This is a genomic window from Frondihabitans sp. GW821-FHT04F02 (assembly GCF_059420045.1).
In genome coordinates this window covers 123,270-142,397 of sequence record NZ_JBWKSZ010000003.1, presented here as the reverse complement: position 1 = coordinate 142,397, position 19,128 = coordinate 123,270, and the positions used below count along the sequence as shown (strand labels likewise).

The window sequence follows — 19,128 nt, the reverse complement described above, 5'->3', positions numbered from 1 at the left end:
CGTGGAGGCCGCCGATCTCATCGCCGGCCTCGACGAGCAGCAGCGCCGCGCCGCCGAGACGCTCCTCGGGCCGGTCTGCATCCTCGCGGGCGCCGGCACCGGCAAGACGCGGGCCATCACGCACAGGATCGCCTACGGCGTCGCGACCGGCGTCTACGCGCCGAACCGCGTCATGGCGCTCACGTTCACCAAGCGGGCGGCGGGGGAGCTCCGCAGCCGTCTCCGCGCGCTCGGCGCCGGGGGTGTGAGCACCCGCACGTTCCACTCGGCCGCGCTGTCGCAGCTCGCCTACTTCTGGCCCGACACGATGGGCGGCACCATGCCGCGGCTCGTCGACGGCAAGGCCAAGCTCATCGCCCACGCCGCCGAGACGCTGCGCCTGCGCCTCGACACGGCGACTCTCCGCGACCTGGCGGCCGAGATCGAGTGGCGCAAGGTCTCGCGCCTCACCTACGAGGAGTACGAGGCGGCCCTGCCGACGCGCAGCCTGCCCCAGAACGTGTCGGTCGACCAGGCGGTGGCGGTGCACAAGGCCTACGAAGACCTGAAGGACAGCCGACGCCAGCTCGACTTCGAAGACGTCCTCCTCGCGACCGCCGGCATGCTCGAGCTCGAACCTCGGGTGGCGCAGCAGGTGCGCGAGCAGTACCGCTTCTTCGTCGTCGACGAGTACCAGGACGTCTCGCCGCTCCAGCACGACCTCCTCGACCTGTGGCTCGGCGATCGCAACGACCTCTGCGTCGTCGGCGACGCCAGCCAGACCATCTACTCGTTCGCCGGCGCCTCGGCCGACTACCTCCTCGGGTTCGGCTCGCGTCATCCCAACGCCGACGTGCTCCGCCTCGAGCAGAACTACCGCTCGGCCCGGCCCATCGTCGAGACCGCCAACCAGCTGATGCGGGGGAGGCCCGGTGCGCTGCACCTGCACCCCGTCGACACCGAGCCGGGGCCGGCGCCGCGAGTCACCGATCACGTCACCGACTCGGCCGAGGCACGGTTCGTCGCCGAGAGCATCGCGGCCGAGATCCGCGCCGGTGCCGCTCCCGAGAGCATCGCCGTGCTGTTCCGCGTCAACGTGCAGGCACCCGCTCTCGAGCGCGCCCTCGACGACCTGGGCGTCACCACCCGCCTCCACGGCAGCGCCCGCTTCTTCGACCTGGCCGAGGTCAAGCAGGCGATGATGATGCTGAAGGGCGCGGCGATCAGCATCGTCGACGAGCCGCTGTTCAAGACGGTCAGCGACGTGCTTCGCTCGCTGGGCTGGCTGCAGCAGGCTCCCGAGCAGCGCGGTGCCGTGCGCGACCGATGGGAGTCGCTCAACGCCCTCATGGGCCTCGCCGAGGCCGCCGGCCCGCAGACCACCCTCCGCCAGTTCGTCGACGAGCTCTTCGCCCGCCAGGCCAGCCAGCACGAGCCGACGATGGCGGCGGTCACGCTCGCGACCCTGCACTCGGCCAAGGGGCTCGAGTGGGAGAGCGTCTACATCGTCGGCCTCACCGAGGGGCTGCTGCCGATCAGCTACGCCCAGACGTTCGAGGCGGTCGACGAGGAGCGACGCCTGCTGTACGTCGGGGTCACGCGAGCGCGCCGGCGGCTGAGCCTGTCGTGGGCGCGGCAGGGGCAGAGCCGAGCGACGATGGAGCGCCGGCCGAGTCGTTTTCTGGAAGAGCTGCGCATCCGCACGCCGGATGGGGTCGGCTCGTCGATTGCGTGACACGGCCCGTGTCGAGCTCGACCATCTCGAGATCGGCGCGATCCACGTCGGGCGGCCCGTCGCCATCGCCCACCTCGGCGAGAACGCGCCGCGCGATCTTCGACGAGAGCTCCCTCCGCAGCACTGGCCCCGGCGCGGTGCCGCGTCGACCCCAGAGCTGAGCGGCGATCACGCCCCACCTGTCGTCCACCTCGGCGCGGAAGAGGTCGAGGCAGTGGGCGCAGGCCGTCTCGCCCGGCACGACGACCGGGCCGACGCGGCACAGGGAGTCGCCGACCACGACCTGCAGGTGCGGGACATCGCGCCGTAGCCAGGCCCCCGAGACCACGGGGTCGTGCACGTGGTCGCCGATGGCGATTCCGAGCGCAGGAACGGGCCACCCCTCACCGAGGTCACCCGACCGGCGACGTACCTCCAGGCCGCACTCGCCCAGCACTTCCGCGACATCGTCCGCCACGTCGCCGGCGCCGGCGAGCTCGACGACCGGCGCCGGCACCGCGCGCGTCGTGACCAGCGCGGGCGCCAGCTGCTCGAGCAGCTCGACGACCGCGCGTCGTGACCAGCGCGGGCGCCAGCTGCTCGAGCAGCTCGACGACCTCGCGTTCCAGGCAGCCGATCTGCTGGGCCAGAACGGCTGTGCCGGCTCGCCCGTGGCCGGACGCGATCGCGGCGACGATCCGCTCGTCGCGCGCGGTCAGGTCGGCGACGACCACGCGGGGGCGGTCGACGCCGATCTGCAGGGTCTGCGGGTCGCGCCAGACGAGGGTGAGGCGGGGGTCGAAGCGGATGTCCATCCGAGAATGGTGGCCCGGATCCTGCCCGCGCCGCTCCGTCTGTCCACAGGCCCCGCGGCGTGCGCTTGGGCTACGCCTTGGGCTCCTCGGCCGATCCGTCGTCGCCTTCGCGCGGTCGGTCGTCGCTGACGTCGTTGAGGAGGTCCTCGATGGCGCGGTCGACGTCGTCGAGTGCCGGCTCCGTCGAGGTCAGGCGAGCGATCAGACCGGTCGGCGAGTCGATGTCGTCGCTCGTCGGCACGATGTCGGGGTGCGCCCAGAGGGCGTCGCGCGCCTCGCCGCCGACGGCGTCGGACACGGCCTGCCACATGGCGGCCGCCTCGCGCAGGCGTCGCGGCCGCAGCTCGAGGCCGACGAGCGTGGCGAACGCCGACTCGGCGGGGCCGCCGGCCGCGCGGCGGCGGCGGACCATCTCGGCGATGGCGTCGGACTTCGGCAGTCGCTCGGTCGCCTTGGCCGTGACGACGTCGACCCACCCCTCGATGAGAGCGAGGGTCGTCTCGAGGCGCGCCAGGGCAGCCATCTGCTCGTCGGTCTTCGGCGGGATCAGCGCACCGGAGGCCATGGCCTCGCGCAGCTCCTCGGGGTTCGAGGGATCGAAGTCGGCGGCCAGCTCTTCGAGTCGGCTGGTGTCGATCGAGATGCCCTGGGCGAACTCGCGGATCGACGAGATGAGGTGCAGGCGCAGCCACCGGGCGTGGCGGAAGAGCCGAGCGTGGGCGAGCTCGCGCACCGCCAGGTAGAGCTGCACCTGGTCGGAGGGCACGTCGAGGCCCTCGCCGAAGGCGAGGACGTTCTGGGGCAGGAGCGCGGCCTGCTGGTCGTCGAGGAGGGGGATGCCGACGTCGCCGCCCGAGACCACCTCGGTCGACAGCTGCCCGACGACCTGGCCGAGCTGCATGGCGAACAGGGCGCCGCCCACGTTCCGCATGACCTGGCTGGCGCCGGTCAGCATCTCTCGCATCTCTTCGGGGGCCTGGTCGCGGAGGACGGTCGTCAGGGAGTCGGCGATCGAGTCGGCCACCGGCTCGGAGAGCTGGCTCCACACGGGCATGGTCGCCGCGGCCCACTCGGCGCGCGTCATGAGTCGGGGGGCCACGGTGAGCTCGGCCACGTAGGCGACCTCGTCGAGCCAGAGGGCCGCGACGTGGAAGGCCTGCTCGAGTGCCGAGGTGGTGCCGGGCGCGGTGGCCACGGCGGACTTCGAGCCGATGCCCGAGGCCTGCTCGGTCGCGAGCGACCAGTCGATGCCGTCGCCCGACCGGCTCACCGCGGCCTGGAGCTGGCTCATCAGCCGGGCCATGAACGCCGGGTCGTTGGGCAGGCCCGCCGCCCCGACCAGCTTGGCGGGGTCGATCTCGGAATCGCCGGACAGGAACTGCCGCAGCATGTCGCGGAACTCGTCGTCCGGCCCCGGCTGCGCATCTTCAGACATGGCAACTACGCTAGCCTCTGGCCACTCGATGAGCCTGGGATTCCACCGCTTCTCGGGGCCCGAGACTGCGCCCACGGCGAACACGCCGGAGCCTCCCGAGGCGGGCCACAGCTCGTCTCGAACCCGTGTGTCCTGAAAGGCAGCATCCGACTTGGCTCGTTTCACCGCCCCCGCCTCCGCTCCCAGCGCCCCGCGGCGTCGTCGGGGAGTCCTGGGGCCGGCGCTTCTGGGCGGCGCCGTCGTGCTCGCGGTCGTGCTGTCCGTCCTGCCCGCGCCCTACCTGATCGAGCAGCCGGGGCCGGTCTTCAACACCCTCGGCACCAACGAGTTCGACGGCAAGCAGACTCCGCTGATCTCGGTGAGCGGCCACCCGACCTACCCGACCGGCGGCACCCTCGACCTCCTGACGGTGAGCGTCGTCGGCAACCAGACGCAGCGCCCCAACTGGGCTGAGATCGTCGGCGCCTGGTTCGACCCCAGCAAGGCCGTCATCCCGGTCGAGGCGATCTACCCGACGGGCGTCTCGAACACGCAGGTCGACCAGCAGAACACCATCGACATGGAGCAGAGCCAGAAGTCGGCCGTCACGGCCGCCCTCGTCCACGAGGGCTACGACGTCGGCACCTCCATCTCGGTCAGCACCGTCTCGAAGGGCAGCCCCGCCGACGGCGTCCTGAAGAAAGGCGACGTGATCCGCTCGATCAACGGCGTCGACCTGACCGAGAACAGCGACGTCGACAGCCTCCGTGCGCTCGTCGCGAAGAACAAGAGCGCGAAGGCGACGATCACCTACACGACCGGGGGCTCGACCGACCCCGGCCCGGTCAAGACCGTAAAGATCGCGCCCGAAGAGGTGCAGGGCAGCTACCTGCTCGGCATCGGCGCCACCGTCGCCTACACCTTCCCCTTCTCCGTGACCCTCAAGCTCGCCGACGTGGGCGGCCCCAGCGCCGGCCAGATGTTCGCCCTCGGCGTCATCGACAAGGTCACCCCCGGCGAGCTCAACGGCGGCAAGAAGGTCGCAGGAACGGGCACGATCACCGCCAGCGGCACCATCGGGGCGATCGGCGGCATCCGCCAGAAGATGTACGGCGCCCGAGACGCCGGCGCCACCGTCTTCCTCGCTCCCGAGAGCAACTGCAACGAGGTGACCGGCCACATCCCGTTGGGTCTGTCGGTCTACGCCGTCAAGACGCTCGACGACTCGGTGACCGTGCTCGAGACGGTCGCCTCGAAGGGCGACACGTCGAAGCTGCCGACCTGCCCCGCGTCCTGACACACGGCTCGTCCAGGGGTTGTCCACAGGCTGACGTACGCCCGGACTGACATGGAGGTTGGGCACATAGGATGACAGCTCATCCTCTCCACCAGCCAGGAGCACCCTCTTGACTTCCTCTGCATCAGCTCCGTCCGGGCCTGCGCGTTCATCGTCGACGCGACCCGGGCGCCGCTCGCCCCGGGTCCCCGTCCTCGTCACCATCGCGATCCTCGCGGCGTTGGTGATCCTCTTCTTCATCTTCTCGGGGCTGGCCACCGACTACCTGTGGTACCAGCAGCTCGGCTACACGCGCGTCATCATGACCCAGTGGATCACCGGCGTCTCGCTGTTCTTCATCGGCTTCCTCGGCATGGCCGTCCCGGTCTACGTGAGCATCGACATCGCGTTCCGCTTCCGCCCTGTCTACGCGAAGCTGAACTCCCAGCTCGACCGCTACCAGCAGGTCATCGAGCCACTCCGCCGCACGGTCATGCTCGGCATCCCGATCATCCTCGGCCTCTTCGGCGGCATCGCCGCCTCCAGCCACTGGTCGATGATCCTGCAGTGGATCAACCGCACGCCGTTCGGCAAGGTCGACCCGCAGTTCCACCTCGACATCGGCTTCTACGTCTTCTCGCTGCCCTTCTACCAGGGCATCGTCGGCTTCGCCTCGGCCGTCGTGCTGCTCTCGGCGATCGCCGCGCTCGCGACGAGCTACCTGTACGGCGCGCTGCGCTTCTCGGGTCGCGAGGTCCGCATCTCGAAGGTGGCGCGCATCCAGATCGCCGTCACGGCCGGTCTGTACCTGGCCCTCCAGGCCGTCAGCCTCTGGCTCGACCAGTACGCGACGCTGACCGACGGCTCCAACAAGCGCTTCGTCGGCGCCACCTACACCGACGTGTTCGCAGGCATCCCGGGCAAGCAGATCCTGGCCTACGCCGCCGCCGTCGTCGCGATCCTCTTCATCGTCACCGCGGTCATCGGCCGCTGGCGCCTGCCCGTCATCGGCACCGCGCTGCTGATCATCATCAGCCTCATCATCGGCGCGATCTACCCGTGGATCGTCCAGCGCTTCACCGTCGACCCCTCGGCCAAGACGGTCGAGTCGTCGTACATCCAGCGGAACATCAACGCGACGAGAGACGCATACGGGGTCTCGGACGTGAAGGAGGAGACCTACCAGGCGAAGTCCGACGCCACCGAGGGGGCTCTGGCGAGCGACGCCGTCACCACGGAGAACATCCGTATCATCGACCCGTCCCTCGTCACGGAGACATTCGCCCAGCTCCAGCAGCTGCGCCAGTACTACTCGTTCCCCGACGACCTCGACGTCGACCGCTACACGATCGACGGCAAGGTGCAAGACACCGTCATCGGAGTCCGCGAGCTGAACACGCAGGGCCTGGGCTCGGCGAACAACGCCTACAACTCGACCTTCGTCTACACCCACGGCTACGGAGTCGTCGCGGCCTACGGCAACGAGCGCGCCTCGGACGGCACGCCCGTGTTCCTCGAGTCCGACATCCCGGTGAAGGGCAAGCTCGGAGACGCCTCCGACTACGAGCCCCGCATCTACTTCGGCGAGCAGAACCCGGCCTACTCGATCGTCGGCGGCAACTCCAAGAAGCAGATCGAGCTCGACTACCCCTCGGGTACGTCCGACGACACCGGCAACCCGACGACGAACTACACCGGCGACGGCGGTCCGAAGCTCGACAGCATCTTCAAGCGCCTCATCTACGCGATCAAGTTCCAGTCGGAGCAGGTCGTGCTGTCGAACGCGGTCAACAACGACTCGCAGATCCTCTACGACCGCGACCCCAAGACGCGCGTGCAGAAGGTCGCCCCGTACCTCACTCTCGACAGCGACCCGTATCCTGCGGTCGTCAACGGGCACGTGGTCTGGATCGTCGACGGCTACACGACGTCGAACGACTACCCGTACTCCGACCAGCAGAGCCTGACGAACACGGTCGCGGGCACGACGACCGCGCAGAGCGCGTTCGCGTCCGATCAGATCAACTACATCCGCAACTCGGTGAAGGCGACCGTCGACGCGTACTCGGGCAAGGTGACCCTCTACGCGTGGGACAAGACCGATCCCATCCTGAAGACGTGGGAGAAGGTCTTCCCGACCACGGTCAAGCCCATGGCCGACATGAGCGGCACGCTGCTCAGCCACGTCCGGTACCCCGAAGACCTCTTCAAGATGCAGCGGTCGATCCTCGCCACGTACCACGTGACCGACGCCGGGTCGTTCTTCTCGGGCGACGACGCGTGGGCAATCCCCAGCGACGCGTCCGACTCGACGAGCACCGCCTCGGCCGAGCAGCAGCCGTACTACCTCACGATGAAGCTGCCCGATCAAGACGCCGCGTTCCAGCTGTATACGACGTATATCCCGCAGCAGTCCTCTGAGGCGAACGCGCGGAACGTCTTGACGGGCTATCTCGCGGCCAACTCCGATGCCGGCAACACCAAGGGCAGCGTCTCGAGCGACTACGGAAAGCTCACGCTCCTGACCCTGCCGAAGGACGACAACGTCGCAGGCCCCAACCAGGTGCAGGCGAGCTTCAACTCCGACACCGACGTGGCGAACGCGCTCGCGCTCCTGCGCCAGGGCGACACGTCGGTCAAGAAGGGCAACCTGCTCACACTCCCGGTCGGAGGCGGGCTGCTCTACGTGCAGCCGGTGTACGTCCAGTCGAATTCGAGCGGGTCGTACCCGATCCTGCAGAAGGTCCTGGTCTCGTTCGGTGGTCAGATCGAGTTCGAGGACACCCTGCAGGAGGCGCTCGACAAGCTGTTCGGCGGCAATGCCGGTGCGTCGGCCGGTGACAGCGGCGTGCCGTCGGCTGGCGACGGCACGGGCACAGGGACGGGGAGCGGCTCGAACACCGGCTCTGGCACGGGCTCAGGCTCCGGTTCGGGTTCTGGCACCGGCTCCGGTTCTGGCGGCACGTCCAGCGCGGCCCTCAAGGCGGCCCTGGCGGACGCGCAGACGGCTCTCGACGATCGTGCTGCGGCCTACAAGGCCAACGACCTGGTGGCCGCCGCCGAGGCCGACAAGGCGCTTCAGACCGCCATCGAGGCCGCAGTGAAGGCGTCGCAGTAGGCCTCGATTAGACCGAATCCAATCCGCGTGATAGAGTCATTTCTTGTGCCGCGGGGTGGAGCAGTTCGGTAGCTCGCTGGGCTCATAACCCAGAGGTCGTAGGTTCAAATCCTGCCCCCGCAACAAGAGAAAGGCCCCCTGATCAGGTGATACCTGATCAGGGGGCCCTTCGTCTTTCCCCGCCGCCGCGCTCATCCGGAGCGCGGAGCGCGGTGGTCAGACGATGTCGACGGTCGGGTCGGGGCCGTCGAACTCGAGTCGCGTGGTGGCCAGATACCAGGTGCGTCCGTCGTCGGGATTGCCTTGGAACGTGAGGTACTCCTGGCCGTCGTGGTCGCGGAGGTACCCGGGGTGGCCTGACTCCGAGCTGTTCCACTCGCCGTCTCGGCCGGCGGGGATGAGCGGTTCGTCAGAACCGCGGGTCCACGTGCGGCCGTCGGGGCTCGTCGCCCAGCCGATCTGCTGGGGCCGGTTGTTGTAGGCGCCGGCGTAGAACATCGTGAAGGTCGTGCCGTCCCACCGGAGGGCGGGCGCCTCGATGCACTCCTGCTCCCAGGGCAGCTCGGGGGCGAGAGCGGGCCCGTCGACGGACAGCTGCTCCCAGTCCTCCGGCCCGTATGCGCTGCCGAGCGGTGCTCTCGCGGTTCCGACCATCTGGATTCGCATCTCGGGATCCCGAGTGACCCAGGCCATCAGGAGGTGGTCGCCGGCTACTACCAGGTCGGCGTCGATGGCGCGCCCGCAGGTCCAAGCGCCCGTGGGGGAGAACACGGGGTTCTGCGGGTTCGCGGTGAAGACGGTTCCGTCGTCGCTCGCGGCATGGCAGATCGCGTCGTCTCGGCCGTTTCCGTAGGTCTGGAAGAACAGGTGGACCCTGCCGTCGATGACGACCGCTCCGGGAGCCGCAGCACCGGTGGCGTCGTAGTCGCCGAACGGGGGCAGGACGGCGATCGTGTTCCAGGCCACGAGGTCGTCGCTCTCAGCCACGGCCACTGACCATCCCTCAGCGCGGTCGTCGTCCTGCGACGGCAGCGAGAAGTACATCAGGTAGCGGCCCTGGAAGCGGACGACCGACGGGTCCTTGGCGTAGGGGCGTCCTCGTCGTGAGCTGTCGCCCCAGGGAGCCCCCAAGATCCGAACGGATCCAGCCCGGTTGAAAGTCGCCTCGTCGTCGATGTGCATGCCTTCCAGCATGCGCCGGCCCCTCGCAGAAAGGCCCTCTCAACACGAGTCGTCTCGGTGAGGGGGCCTTTCTCGTTCTCGCGGGGTCGACGCCGCGCCCGTCTCAGGACTCAGGCGGCCTTGCCGTCCAGGTACCCGTTGGGGTTGAGCACGTACTTCGTCGCGGCTCCCGCGTCGAACTCCTTGTAGCCGCGGGGGGCGTCCTCGAGGGTGATCGCCGTGGCGTTCACGTTCTTGGCGATGTGGACGCGATCGTGCAGGATCGCGTTCATCAGCCCGCGGTTGTACTTCATGACGGGGCACTGGCCGGTCGTGAACGAGAGAGACTTCGCCCACCCCGTGCCGAGTGACAGCGAGAGGGAGCCCTTCTTTGCCGCCTCGTCGGACGCACCCGGGTCGCCGGTCACGTACAGCCCGGGAATGCCCATCGCACCGCCGGCGGCCGTGATGTCCATGAGCGAGTTCAGGACGGTCGCCGGCGCCTCCTTGGCGTCGTGTCCATGCCCCTTCGCCTCGAACCCGACCGCGTCCACCGCGCAGTCGACCTCGGGTACCCCGAGGATCTGCTCGATCTGCTCGGCCGGGCCGCCCTGGCTCAGGTCGACCGTCTCGCAGCCGAAGCTCCTGGCCTGGGCGAGCCTGCCCTCGTTCATGTCGCCGACGATGACGGCTGCGGCGCCCAGGAGCAGCGCGCTGGTCGCCGCGGCCAGGCCGACGGGACCGGCGCCGGCGACGTAGACGGTGGAGCCCACGCCGACACCCGCGGTGACAGCGCCGTGGAACCCGGTCGGGAAGATGTCGGACAGCATCGTGAGGTCCATGATCTTCTCGAGCGCCTGGTCCTTGTCGGGGAACTTCAGCAGGTTCCAGTCGGCGTACGGCACGAGCACGTACTCGGCCTGCCCGCCGACCCACCCGCCCATGTCGACGTAGCCGTAGGCACTGCCGGGTCTGTCCGGGTTGACGTTCAGGCAGATGCCGGTCTTCCGCTCGATGCAGTTCTTGCAGCGCCCGCACGAGATGTTGAACGGCACTGAGACGAGGTCGCCGACCTTGATGAACTCGACTCCCGGCCCGACCTCGACCACTTCGCCGGTGATCTCGTGCCCGAGCACGAGGTTCGCAGGTGCTGTGGTGCGACCTCGGACCATGTGCTGGTCCGAGCCGCAGATGTTCGTGGCGACCGTGCGCAGAATGGCGCCGTGCGGCACCTTGCGGCCCACGTTGGCCGGGTTCACCCCCGGTCCGTCCTTGAGCTCGAACTCGGGGTAGTCGGTGTCGATGACCTCGACCTCGCCCGGGCCCTTGTAGGCGACTGCTCTGTTTCCTGACATGAATCCTCCTTGATCCATCGGCCTCTGACGGCCGTCGCGCTGATGCTACGTCCGCTGCCGACATGTTCGCCGGTTTCCTCCCAGGTCCGCTGGCAGACGGATGGAGCCAGACAGCGAGCCTGCAGGCGAGCAGGATGGGTCACATGTCCCTCGCGTTCGACGCCGTCCTCCTCGCCGGAGGCCGGGCGTCCCGCGTCGGCGGTCTCGACAAGACGGCATTCACGACCGGCGGGTCGACTCTGCTCGATCTGGCGGTCGAGGCGGCGGGTGCTGCGGCCGCTCGAGTCGTCGTGGGGTTGCGCGACGGCCGCGAGACGCCGGCCGGTTCGGTGGCGACCCGGGAGCACCCGCCGTGGTCGGGCCCGGTCGCCGCCGTCGCCGCGGGTCTCGCGGCGGTGCCCGAGGCGGCGTCGGAGTTCGTCCTCGTGCTGGCGTGCGACCTGCCCCGCGCGCCGGAGGCGGTACGGGTGCTCCTGGACGGCGCGTCTGCGGGATCCGACGGCGGGATGGCCGACGGCTGGATCGCCGTCGACGACGATGTCCGCCGTCAGCCCCTCCTCGCCCTCTACCGCCGGGCTGAGCTCGACGAGCGCCTCGCCGCTCTGTCCAGCTCGGTCGGCCTCGCGAACCTCTCCCTTCGTCGCATGCTCGACGGCGTCGGACTGATCGACGTCGCGGTGCCGACCGAATTGTGCGCCGACGTCGACACGGTCGACGATGCCCGGCGATGGGGTGTCGTGGGCGCGCCCGAGTCGACGGCTGGTTAGGTGGAGGCCATGACCGAGACACCTGCCGAGCTCGAGGCGTGGGCGAAGACGCTCACCGAGGCTCTCCCTCTGCCGCCCGGCTTCGCCGCCGACATCCCCGCCGTGCTCGACCTGGCCCGGGATGCAGCGCACGGCGTCGCGCGCCCGGCCGCACCTCTGACGACATTCCTCGTCGGTCTCGCAGCCGGTCTGGACGGCGGCTCACCGGAGGCCCTCGACCGCGCGTTCGCGACCGCGCGGCGCCTGGCCACGGCCGACCCGGAGTGACGCTGGCGGGCGGTACGTGGAGCGAGGTTCGCTGCGCGGCCTTCGATGCAGGATCAGCCCTCCGGGCCACCGCCGAGACGGTTCCCCTGACCTCAGCGGCCTTCCGCACCCTCGCCGCCCCTCTGCGCTCGCCCGGGCTCGTGCCGGGCTTCGATGCCGCCGCCATGGACGGCTGGGCCGTCTCGGCTGCCGGGCCCTGGATTCTCGGCGAGCCGATCGTCGCCGGTCCCGTGATCGACTCCCGACCGCTGGCGCCTGGCGTCGCTCGCCCCATCACGACAGGAGCAGCCGTTCCCCTCGGCGCGGAACGCGTCCTGCGTTCGGAGTCCGGACGGATAGCCGACGGCCGTCTGGTCGACGACGGCCCTCCCGCGGCTCCGCGCCACATCCGCGTCGCGGGCGAGGAGACCACGCCCGGCGATCTGCTGTTCGAGACGGGTGTCGTCCTCACGCCTCCGCGCGTCGCGGTCGCCGCCGTCTGCGGGCTCGACACCGTGACCGTCGCGACCCCGCCTCGGGTGGGCATCGCGGTGCTCGGCGACGAGATCGTGTCTGAGGGCGTGCCCGCACCCGGTACCGTCCGGGACGTCTTCACCGTGCAGCTGCCCGATGTCCTGCGCCGTCTCGGCGCCGTTGCGGACTCGGCCGTCCGGGTCGCCGACGACCTCGATGCCACCGTCGCGGCTCTCGACCGCCCCGATCTCGCACTCGTCATCACGACCGGGGGCACGGCGCACAGCAGCACCGACCATGTCCGAGCGGCCCTCGCACGCCTCGGCGCCGAGCTCGTCGTCGACCGCGTCGCGATGCGCCCCGGCCAGCCGACGATGATCGCGCGCCGAGGCTCGACCCTGCACCTCTGCCTCCCCGGCAACCCGATGGCGGCCATGGTCGCCCTTGTCGTCGTCGGCGTACCGCTGATCGACGGCCTGCTCGGCCGTACGGTGGCCGTGCCGAGCACAGTGGACCTCGCCGCCGACGTCAGCCACCCGCGAGGGGGAGTGCTCGTGCAGGCCTACCGGCAGACGCTCGCAGGTGCGCTTCCGCAGCCCCGCCAGTCGTCGGCGATGCTCCGGGGGCTGGCCGACGCCGACGGGATCCTCCTGGTCCCCGAAGGCGGGGCCCGCGCGGGTGATTCCGTGCCCTCACTGGATCTTCCCTGGTGAGCCGTCTTCCCAGACCGTGCCCCGGAGGGGTAGACCATGAGTCATGGGACGCATCACCGCACGCAAGCACGTGACACGCCTGACCGTCGGCGGCGAGAGGCGTTCGACGACGGACACTCTCGCGGTCGAGGAGCCACTCGAGATCCGCGTCGGCGGGCAGTCGCTGGCCATCACCATGCGGACGCCCGGCCACGACTTCGACCTGGCTGCGGGTTTCCTGGTCTCGGAAGGCGTCATCTCGCGCGGAGACGAGTTCTCGGCGGCCCGCTACTGCGCCGGCGCGACCGACGAGGGCCTGAACACGTACAACGTGCTCGACGTGACTCTGGCACCGGGCGTTCCCGCCCCGGATCCCTCCCTCGAACGGGCCTTCTACACCACGAGCTCCTGCGGGCTGTGCGGCAAGGCGTCGATAGACGCGGTGCGGACGAAGTCGCAGCACGGCGTGCTGCACGACCCGCTCGTGGTCGACCCTGAGCTGCTCGCCACGTTCCCGGACCTCCTCCGGGCCGGTCAGGACGTGTTCGAGAAGACCGGAGGCCTCCATGCGGCAGCGCTCTTCGACGGGCGGACCGGACGCCTGCTGGTTCTCCGCGAGGACGTCGGCCGGCACAACGCTGTCGACAAGGTGGTCGGCTGGGCCGTCAAGGAGAACCTGCTGCCGCTGACCGGCATGGTGCTCATGGTGTCGGGACGAGCCTCGTTCGAGCTGACGCAGAAGGCGTCGATGGCGGGCATCCCGATGATGGCGGCTGTCTCCGCACCCTCGTCACTGGCCGTCGATCTGGCGACCGAGCTCGGCGTGACCATCGTCGGGTTCCTGCGCGGTGCGAGCATGGTCGTCTACTCCCGCCCCGATCGACTCGCCGCCACGGCGACTGCTGAAACTCGACCGATGGAGAGCATCGCATGACCGAGAAGCCTCCCGTCCACGACGTCAGCGACGACCACCTCGAAGTCGGGGAGCCCCGCGAGTGGGCCGCCGGAGTGCCGGGGGTGCTCCACTCGATGGAGCCGGCGATCAAGCAGCTCGGCCTCGCCCGCACCGTGAAGCTGATGACGTCCTTGAACCAGAAGGACGGCTTCGACTGCATGAGCTGCGCCTGGCCCGATCCTGCGCATCGCAAGGTGGCGGAATTCTGCGAGAACGGGGCCAAGGCGGTCACCTGGGAGGCGACGCCCGTCCTCGTGCCTTCGTCTTTCTGGGCGGAGCACTCCATCGACGACCTGCTCGACAAGTCGGAGTACTGGCTCGGGATGCAGGGACGCCTGTCGAAGCCGGTCTACAAGCCGGCCGACAGCGAGCACTACGAGGAGGTCAGCTGGGAGCGCGCCTTCGAGGTCATCGGCGAGAAGCTCAACTCGCTGGCGAGCCCGGATGAGGCTTCCTTCTACACCTCCGGTCGCACCTCGAACGAGGCCGCCTTCGCCTACCAGCTCTTCGTCCGCGCCTTCGGCACGAACAACCTCCCCGACTGCTCGAACATGTGCCACGAGTCGACGGGCACGGCGATGAGCGAGGTCGTCGGCATCGGCAAGTCGACCATCGCCTACGACGACTTCGAGAAGGCCGACCTCATCATCGTGATGGGCCAGAACCCGGGAACGAACCACCCGCGGATGCTCACCGCGCTCGAGGACGCCAAGCGGAACGGCGCGAAGATCGTCGCGGTGAACCCGCTCCCCGAGGCAGGTCTCCGCCGCTACAAGAACCCGCAGCGAGTGGCCGGCGTCCTGGGCCGCGGCACGGAGATGGCCGACCAGTTCGTGCAGATCCGGCTCGGAGGCGACATGGCCCTCCTGCAGGCCGTGTCCAAGCGCGTGCTCGCCGCCGAGGCGGCAGCGCCCGGGACCGTGCTCGACCACGACTTCATCGACGAGTACTGCGGAGGATTCGATGCGTTCGCGGAGCACATCGCCGCGGTGGACGACGACGAGGTGCTTCTCGCCACCGGCCTCTCGCTTGCGGAGATCGACGAGCTCGCCGACCGCTACATCCACTCGGAGCGCGTGATCATCACCTGGGCGATGGGCATCACCCAGCACCGGAAGGCCGTCGACACGATCAAGGAGATCCTGAACCTCCTGCTGCTCCGGGGCAACATCGGCAGGCCGGGCGCCGGCGCGTCGCCGATCCGCGGGCACAGCAACGTGCAGGGAGATCGCACGATGGGCATCTGGGAGCAGATGTCGGACACCTTCCTCGACGCCCTCCGCGACGAGTTCCACTTCGAGCCCCCGCGCAAGCACGGCGTCGACGCGCTCGACGGGATCAAGGCGATGCGCGACGGCGACATCAAGTTCTGGATGGGCCTCGGCGGAAACCTCGTCGCGGCCATCTCCGACACGCAGCTGGCCGAGAAGGCCATGCGGGGCACCGAGATGACCGTCCAGGTGTCGACGAAGCTGAACCGCTCGCACGCCGTCGTCGGTGCGGAGGCGCTCATCCTGCCCACCATGGGACGAACGGAGATCGACATCCAGAAGGCGGGCCCGCAGTTCGTGTCCGTGGAGGACACCGTCTGCTCCGTGCACGGCAGCCACGGCCAGGTGCCTCCGGTCGCGGCCGGCCTGCTCTCCGAGGTCGCCATCGTCGCCCGCCTCGCGCGGGCCACGCTCGCGGACCGCGTACCGGTCGACTGGCAGTCGTTCGAAGACGACTACGACGTGATCCGCGACCACATCAGCCGTGTCGTGCCCGGCTTCGAGCGGTACAGCGAGCGTGTCCGCAGCCGTGACGGCTTCGTGCTGCCGAACGGCCCGCGCGACTCCCGCACGTTCACGACCGCGAGCGGCAGGGCAGAGATCACGGTCAACCACCTCGAGCACGTCGAGCGGCCCGAGGGGCGGCTGCTGCTCCAGACCCTGCGGTCGCACGACCAGTACAACACGACCATCTACAGCCTCAACGACCGCTATCGCGGCATCAAGAAGGGCCGCGAGGTCGTGTTCGTCAACCCCGCCGACCTCGCCGACCTCGGCCTCGTCGACGGACAGCGCGTCGACGTCATCACCGACTGGCCCGACGACGTCGAGCGGGCTCTCCGCGGCTACCGGGCGGTCGCCTACCCGACCGCCCGCGGGTGCGCGGCCGCCTACTTCCCCGAGGCGAACGTGCTCGTGCCTCTCGACAGCGCCGCTCTCGGCAGCAACACCCCCGTGTCGAAAGCCGTGCTGGTCAGCGTCGTGGCGTCCTCCGACTAGACGGGCTCCGGCCGGGCCGGCCCGAGGGCGACCGGCGATCCGGCCGTCGCCTCAGCGCGGCCGCGAGGCCGATGCTCGGCCGCCAACGAGTTCGGGAAACTGGCCGTCGCGCCACTCGTCGGCCAACGGCTCGCCACCGGCTAGCGCCGCCTGCTCTTCGCGGTCGCGCAGCTCCACTCGGCGGATCTTGCCCGAGATCGTCTTCGGCAGCGGCCCGAACTCGACCCGCCGCACCCGCTCGTAGGCGGGGAGGGCCGTCCGGGCGTGGCTGAGGACTGCGAGAGCGGTCTCCGCGCTCGGTTCCCAGCCCGCCGCCAGAGTCACGTACGCCTTTACCACGTTCAACTTGACGTCGTCGGGTGCGGGCACGACCGCCGACTCGGCCACCGCGGGGTGCTCGAGCAGGACGCTCTCCACCTCGAAGGGCGACACCTTGTAGTCGGACGACTTGAAGATGTCGTCGGTGCGGCCGATGAACGTGATGAATCCGTCCTCGTCGCGTGACGCGACGTCGCCGGTGTGGAAGAACCCGTCGCGCATCGAGTCGGAGGTGCGCGCAGGATCGCCGAAGTAGCCCGCCATGAGGTTGAGGGGCCGATCGGCGAGATCGAGGCAGACCTCGCCCTCGTCGCCGGGCTCGCCGGTGAGCGGGTCCAGGAGGGTCACCGTCACGCCGGGGAGCGGGAGTCCCATCGAGCCGGGCTTGACGGCCGACCCCGGCGGGTTGCCGATGATGGCGGTCGTCTCGGTCTGTCCGTAGCCGTCGCGAATCGTCAGACCCCACGCGTCGCCCACGCGGGCGATGACCTCCGGGTTGAGGGGCTCGCCGGCCGACACGATCTCGCGGAGAGCCGACGGGCGGGGGCCCAGGTCGGCCTGGATCAGGAGGCGCCAGACCGTCGGCGGCGCGCAGAACGTCGTCACCTGCGCGCGCTCGAGCTGCGCGAGGAGGCCCTTGGCGTCGAAGCGGCCGTAGTTGAAGACGAAGACGGTCGACTCGGCGATCCAGGGCGAGAAGAAGCAGCTCCACGCGTGCTTTCCCCAGCCGGGCGAGCTGATCGCCAGCTGCACGTCGCCCGGCGCGAGCCCCAGCCAGTACATGGTGCTGAGATGCCCCACGGGATACGACGTGTGGGTGTGGACGACCATCTTCGGCTTCGAGGTCGTGCCCGAGGTGAAGTAGATCAGGCACGGATCGTCGGCTCGGGTCAGGACGCTCGGGCGTGCGGGCCCCGCCTCATCCGGCTCGACGAGCGAATCGGGATAGTCGCTCCAGCCGTCGACTGCGCCGCCGATGACGATGCGGCCGAAGTCGCCGTCGACGGCATCGAACTTGGGGGCCTCGCCGACGGTGGTGATGACGTGGGCGACGCTCCCGCGGACGACGCGATCCTGCAGATCGTGCGCCTCGAGCATCGTCGACGTGGGCAGGATCACGGCGCCCAGCTTCATGACGGCGAGCATGGTCTCCCAGAGCTCCGCCTGATTGCCGAGCATCAGCAGCACGTGGTCGCCCTGAGCGACGCCGAGACGGCTCAGGTGCGTGGCCAGCCGGTCGGAGCGCCGGGCCATCTCGGCGAACGTGTTCGTCGACTCGGTGCCGTCCTCCTCGACGATCCAGAGCGCGACTCGGTCGTTGCCGTCGGCGATGACGTCGAACCAGTCGGTGGCCCAGTTGAACTCGGGGCCGACGTCGGGCCAGCGGAAGCTCGCGGGCGTGCCCTCGTCGAGGGCGCGGAGGAGCTGATCTCGGGCGGCGCGGTAGGCATCGGTGCTCGGTACGGAACGCATGGAACGATCATGCTCCAGGAACGATGGGAGCTCGCGAGCCCGACGAGGTCGTAACCTGATCCGATGCTGCCGACCCGATCCGCCCGCCTCGTGACGGCCGCGCTCGCCGCCCTCGTCGTTCTGACCGCCGGCTGCTCCAGCGCCCAGGCCGCCACCCCGCCCCAGGTCGTCGGGTACGCCGAGGCGGGCTCGACCAGCACGGCGAAGCTCGACGCGAGCCGGTCGGCGCTGACGACGATCGGCATCGACGGCGTGAACGTCACCTCCGACGGGGGCTCGATCACGCCGGTGTCGACCGAGGCGCTCGACCTCGTGAAGGCCGCTCACGCCCGCTCCGAGAAGGCCGAGCTGCTGGTGGGCAACTTCGACGGCGATCTCGGAGACTTCTCGCCCGCCATCGGCGACGCCCTCCTCGGCTCCCGCACGCACATCGACGCAGTGGTCGGCGACCTGGCGGCCGAGGTCAGGGCCCACGGCTGGGACGGCGTCACGGTCGACCTCGAGAGCCTCTCCGACGCGCACGCGGCCGGTCTGACGCGGTTCGTGTCCGAGTTGAACAAGGCCCTGGGTGCCGGCACGAGCGTCTCGGTCTGCATCATGGCGTCGACCGGCGGGTACGCCGCCCTCGGCTACGACATGGCGCCCCTCGGGCGCGCCGCCGACCACATCGTGCTGATGGCCTACGACGAGCACGGACCCGGCTGGTCGGGCGCCGGCGCCGTCGGCGGCCTGCCGTGGGTGAAGGAGTCGCTGGCGCCCCTCCGCAAGGCCGTGCCGGCCTCGAAGCTCCAGCTCGGCATCGCGGGCTACGGCTACACCTGGCCGAAGCATGGCGACGGCGAGCAGCTCTCGGACGCCCGCGCCCGCGCCATCGTGAAGCGCGACCGCGCCACCGCGAAGTGGAGCGCCGCGCAGGCCGAGTGGCACGCCACGCTGTCCAGCGGCACCACGATCTGGTGGTCCGACGCCAGGTCGTACCGAGCGCGCCTGGCGTACGCGAAGCACCTGAAGCTCGGCGGCGTCGCGGTCTGGAGCCTGGGGCTCTCGGACGCCCTCACCCGCTGACCGCGACGGCACTCTCGCCGTCTTGCCCCGACGGCT

14 protein-coding genes, 1 tRNA gene and 1 pseudogene are annotated in these 19,128 nt (G+C 69.8%); 11 read left to right on the top strand and 5 right to left on the bottom strand.

Annotated elements, in window-relative coordinates; translation table 11 throughout:
- The first annotated feature begins 1 nt into the window (after position 1).
- Complete coding sequence (locus AC07TY_RS09310; protein WP_123506178.1) at positions 2 to 1,714, top strand: ATP-dependent helicase; 1,713 nt, start codon at positions 2 to 4, stop codon at positions 1,712 to 1,714.
- Here the strand turns inward: AC07TY_RS09310 and AC07TY_RS09305 are convergent.
- Positions 1,671 to 1,955 (bottom strand): annotated as a pseudogene (locus AC07TY_RS09305) (hypothetical protein); the annotation flags it as partial. The gene AC07TY_RS09310 and the pseudogene AC07TY_RS09305 overlap by 44 nt on opposite strands.
- 99 nt (positions 1,956 to 2,054) lie before the next feature.
- Between AC07TY_RS09305 and AC07TY_RS09300 the strand changes: the two are divergent.
- On the top strand, positions 2,055 to 2,273 hold the full coding sequence (locus AC07TY_RS09300) for a hypothetical protein (RefSeq protein ID WP_494785138.1): 219 nt from the start codon (positions 2,055 to 2,057) through the stop codon (positions 2,271 to 2,273).
- Positions 2,274 to 2,578: 305 nt separating this feature from the next.
- On the opposite strand, the gene AC07TY_RS09295 is transcribed toward AC07TY_RS09300, so the two are convergent.
- Complete coding sequence (locus tag AC07TY_RS09295; protein WP_494785137.1) at positions 2,579 to 3,943, bottom strand: zinc-dependent metalloprotease; 1,365 nt, start codon at positions 3,941 to 3,943, stop codon at positions 2,579 to 2,581.
- Positions 3,944 to 4,094: 151 nt separating this feature from the next.
- On the opposite strand from AC07TY_RS09295, the gene AC07TY_RS09290 reads away from it, so the two are divergent.
- From AC07TY_RS09290 to AC07TY_RS09280, 3 genes are all read left to right on the top strand, one after another.
- Positions 4,095 to 5,219 (top strand): YlbL family protein, encoded by a 1,125-nt coding sequence (locus AC07TY_RS09290; protein ID WP_494785136.1) that lies wholly within the window; start codon positions 4,095 to 4,097, stop codon positions 5,217 to 5,219.
- Between the two features lie 109 nt (positions 5,220 to 5,328).
- On the top strand, positions 5,329 to 8,316 hold the full coding sequence (locus AC07TY_RS09285; RefSeq protein WP_494785135.1) for a UPF0182 family membrane protein: 2,988 nt from the start codon (positions 5,329 to 5,331) through the stop codon (positions 8,314 to 8,316).
- Between the two features lie 49 nt (positions 8,317 to 8,365).
- A tRNA-Met gene (locus AC07TY_RS09280) sits at positions 8,366 to 8,439 on the top strand.
- A 93-nt stretch (positions 8,440 to 8,532) separates the two neighbouring features.
- Here AC07TY_RS09280 and AC07TY_RS09275 read toward each other — a convergent pair.
- On the bottom strand, positions 8,533 to 9,510 hold the full coding sequence (locus AC07TY_RS09275; RefSeq protein WP_494785134.1) for a family 43 glycosylhydrolase: 978 nt from the start codon (positions 9,508 to 9,510) through the stop codon (positions 8,533 to 8,535).
- Between the two features lie 98 nt (positions 9,511 to 9,608).
- On the bottom strand, positions 9,609 to 10,832 hold the full coding sequence (gene fdhA, locus AC07TY_RS09270; RefSeq protein ID WP_123506174.1) for a formaldehyde dehydrogenase, glutathione-independent: 1,224 nt from the start codon (positions 10,830 to 10,832) through the stop codon (positions 9,609 to 9,611).
- Positions 10,833 to 10,975: 143 nt separating this feature from the next.
- Between fdhA and mobA the strand changes: the two genes are divergently transcribed.
- Genes mobA through AC07TY_RS09245 form a run of 5 tightly spaced genes read left to right on the top strand, consistent with a single transcriptional unit; the run spans position 10,976 to position 16,236 of the window.
- The gene (gene mobA / locus AC07TY_RS09265) at positions 10,976 to 11,599 is read left to right on the top strand and encodes a molybdenum cofactor guanylyltransferase (protein WP_494785133.1); all 624 of its coding nucleotides are present in this window, start codon (positions 10,976 to 10,978) and stop codon (positions 11,597 to 11,599) included.
- Between the two features lie 9 nt (positions 11,600 to 11,608).
- Positions 11,609 to 11,866, top strand: coding sequence for a DUF6457 domain-containing protein (locus AC07TY_RS09260; protein WP_158614211.1), 258 nt, complete (start codon positions 11,609 to 11,611; stop codon positions 11,864 to 11,866).
- On the top strand, positions 11,863 to 13,032 hold the full coding sequence (locus tag AC07TY_RS09255) for a molybdopterin molybdotransferase MoeA (RefSeq protein WP_494785132.1): 1,170 nt from the start codon (positions 11,863 to 11,865) through the stop codon (positions 13,030 to 13,032). The genes AC07TY_RS09260 and AC07TY_RS09255 overlap by 4 nt, the downstream gene beginning before the upstream one ends.
- Positions 13,033 to 13,075: 43 nt before the next feature.
- Complete coding sequence (fdhD, locus tag AC07TY_RS09250) at positions 13,076 to 13,945, top strand: formate dehydrogenase accessory sulfurtransferase FdhD (RefSeq protein WP_488625773.1); 870 nt, start codon at positions 13,076 to 13,078, stop codon at positions 13,943 to 13,945.
- Positions 13,942 to 16,236, top strand: coding sequence for an FdhF/YdeP family oxidoreductase (locus AC07TY_RS09245; RefSeq protein WP_494785131.1), 2,295 nt, complete (start codon positions 13,942 to 13,944; stop codon positions 16,234 to 16,236). Before fdhD ends, AC07TY_RS09245 begins: the two co-directional genes overlap by 4 nt.
- Positions 16,237 to 16,287: 51 nt before the next feature.
- Here AC07TY_RS09245 and AC07TY_RS09240 read toward each other — a convergent pair whose 3' ends face one another.
- Positions 16,288 to 18,027 (bottom strand): AMP-binding protein, encoded by a 1,740-nt coding sequence (locus AC07TY_RS09240; protein WP_494785130.1) that lies wholly within the window; start codon positions 18,025 to 18,027, stop codon positions 16,288 to 16,290.
- 63 nt (positions 18,028 to 18,090) lie between these two features.
- On the opposite strand from AC07TY_RS09240, the gene AC07TY_RS09235 reads away from it, so the two are divergent.
- Positions 18,091 to 19,092: a glycosyl hydrolase family 18 protein gene (locus AC07TY_RS09235; protein ID WP_494785129.1), complete on the top strand. Its 1,002-nt coding sequence runs from the start codon at positions 18,091 to 18,093 to the stop codon at positions 19,090 to 19,092.
- Positions 19,093 to 19,128 lie beyond the last annotated feature (36 nt).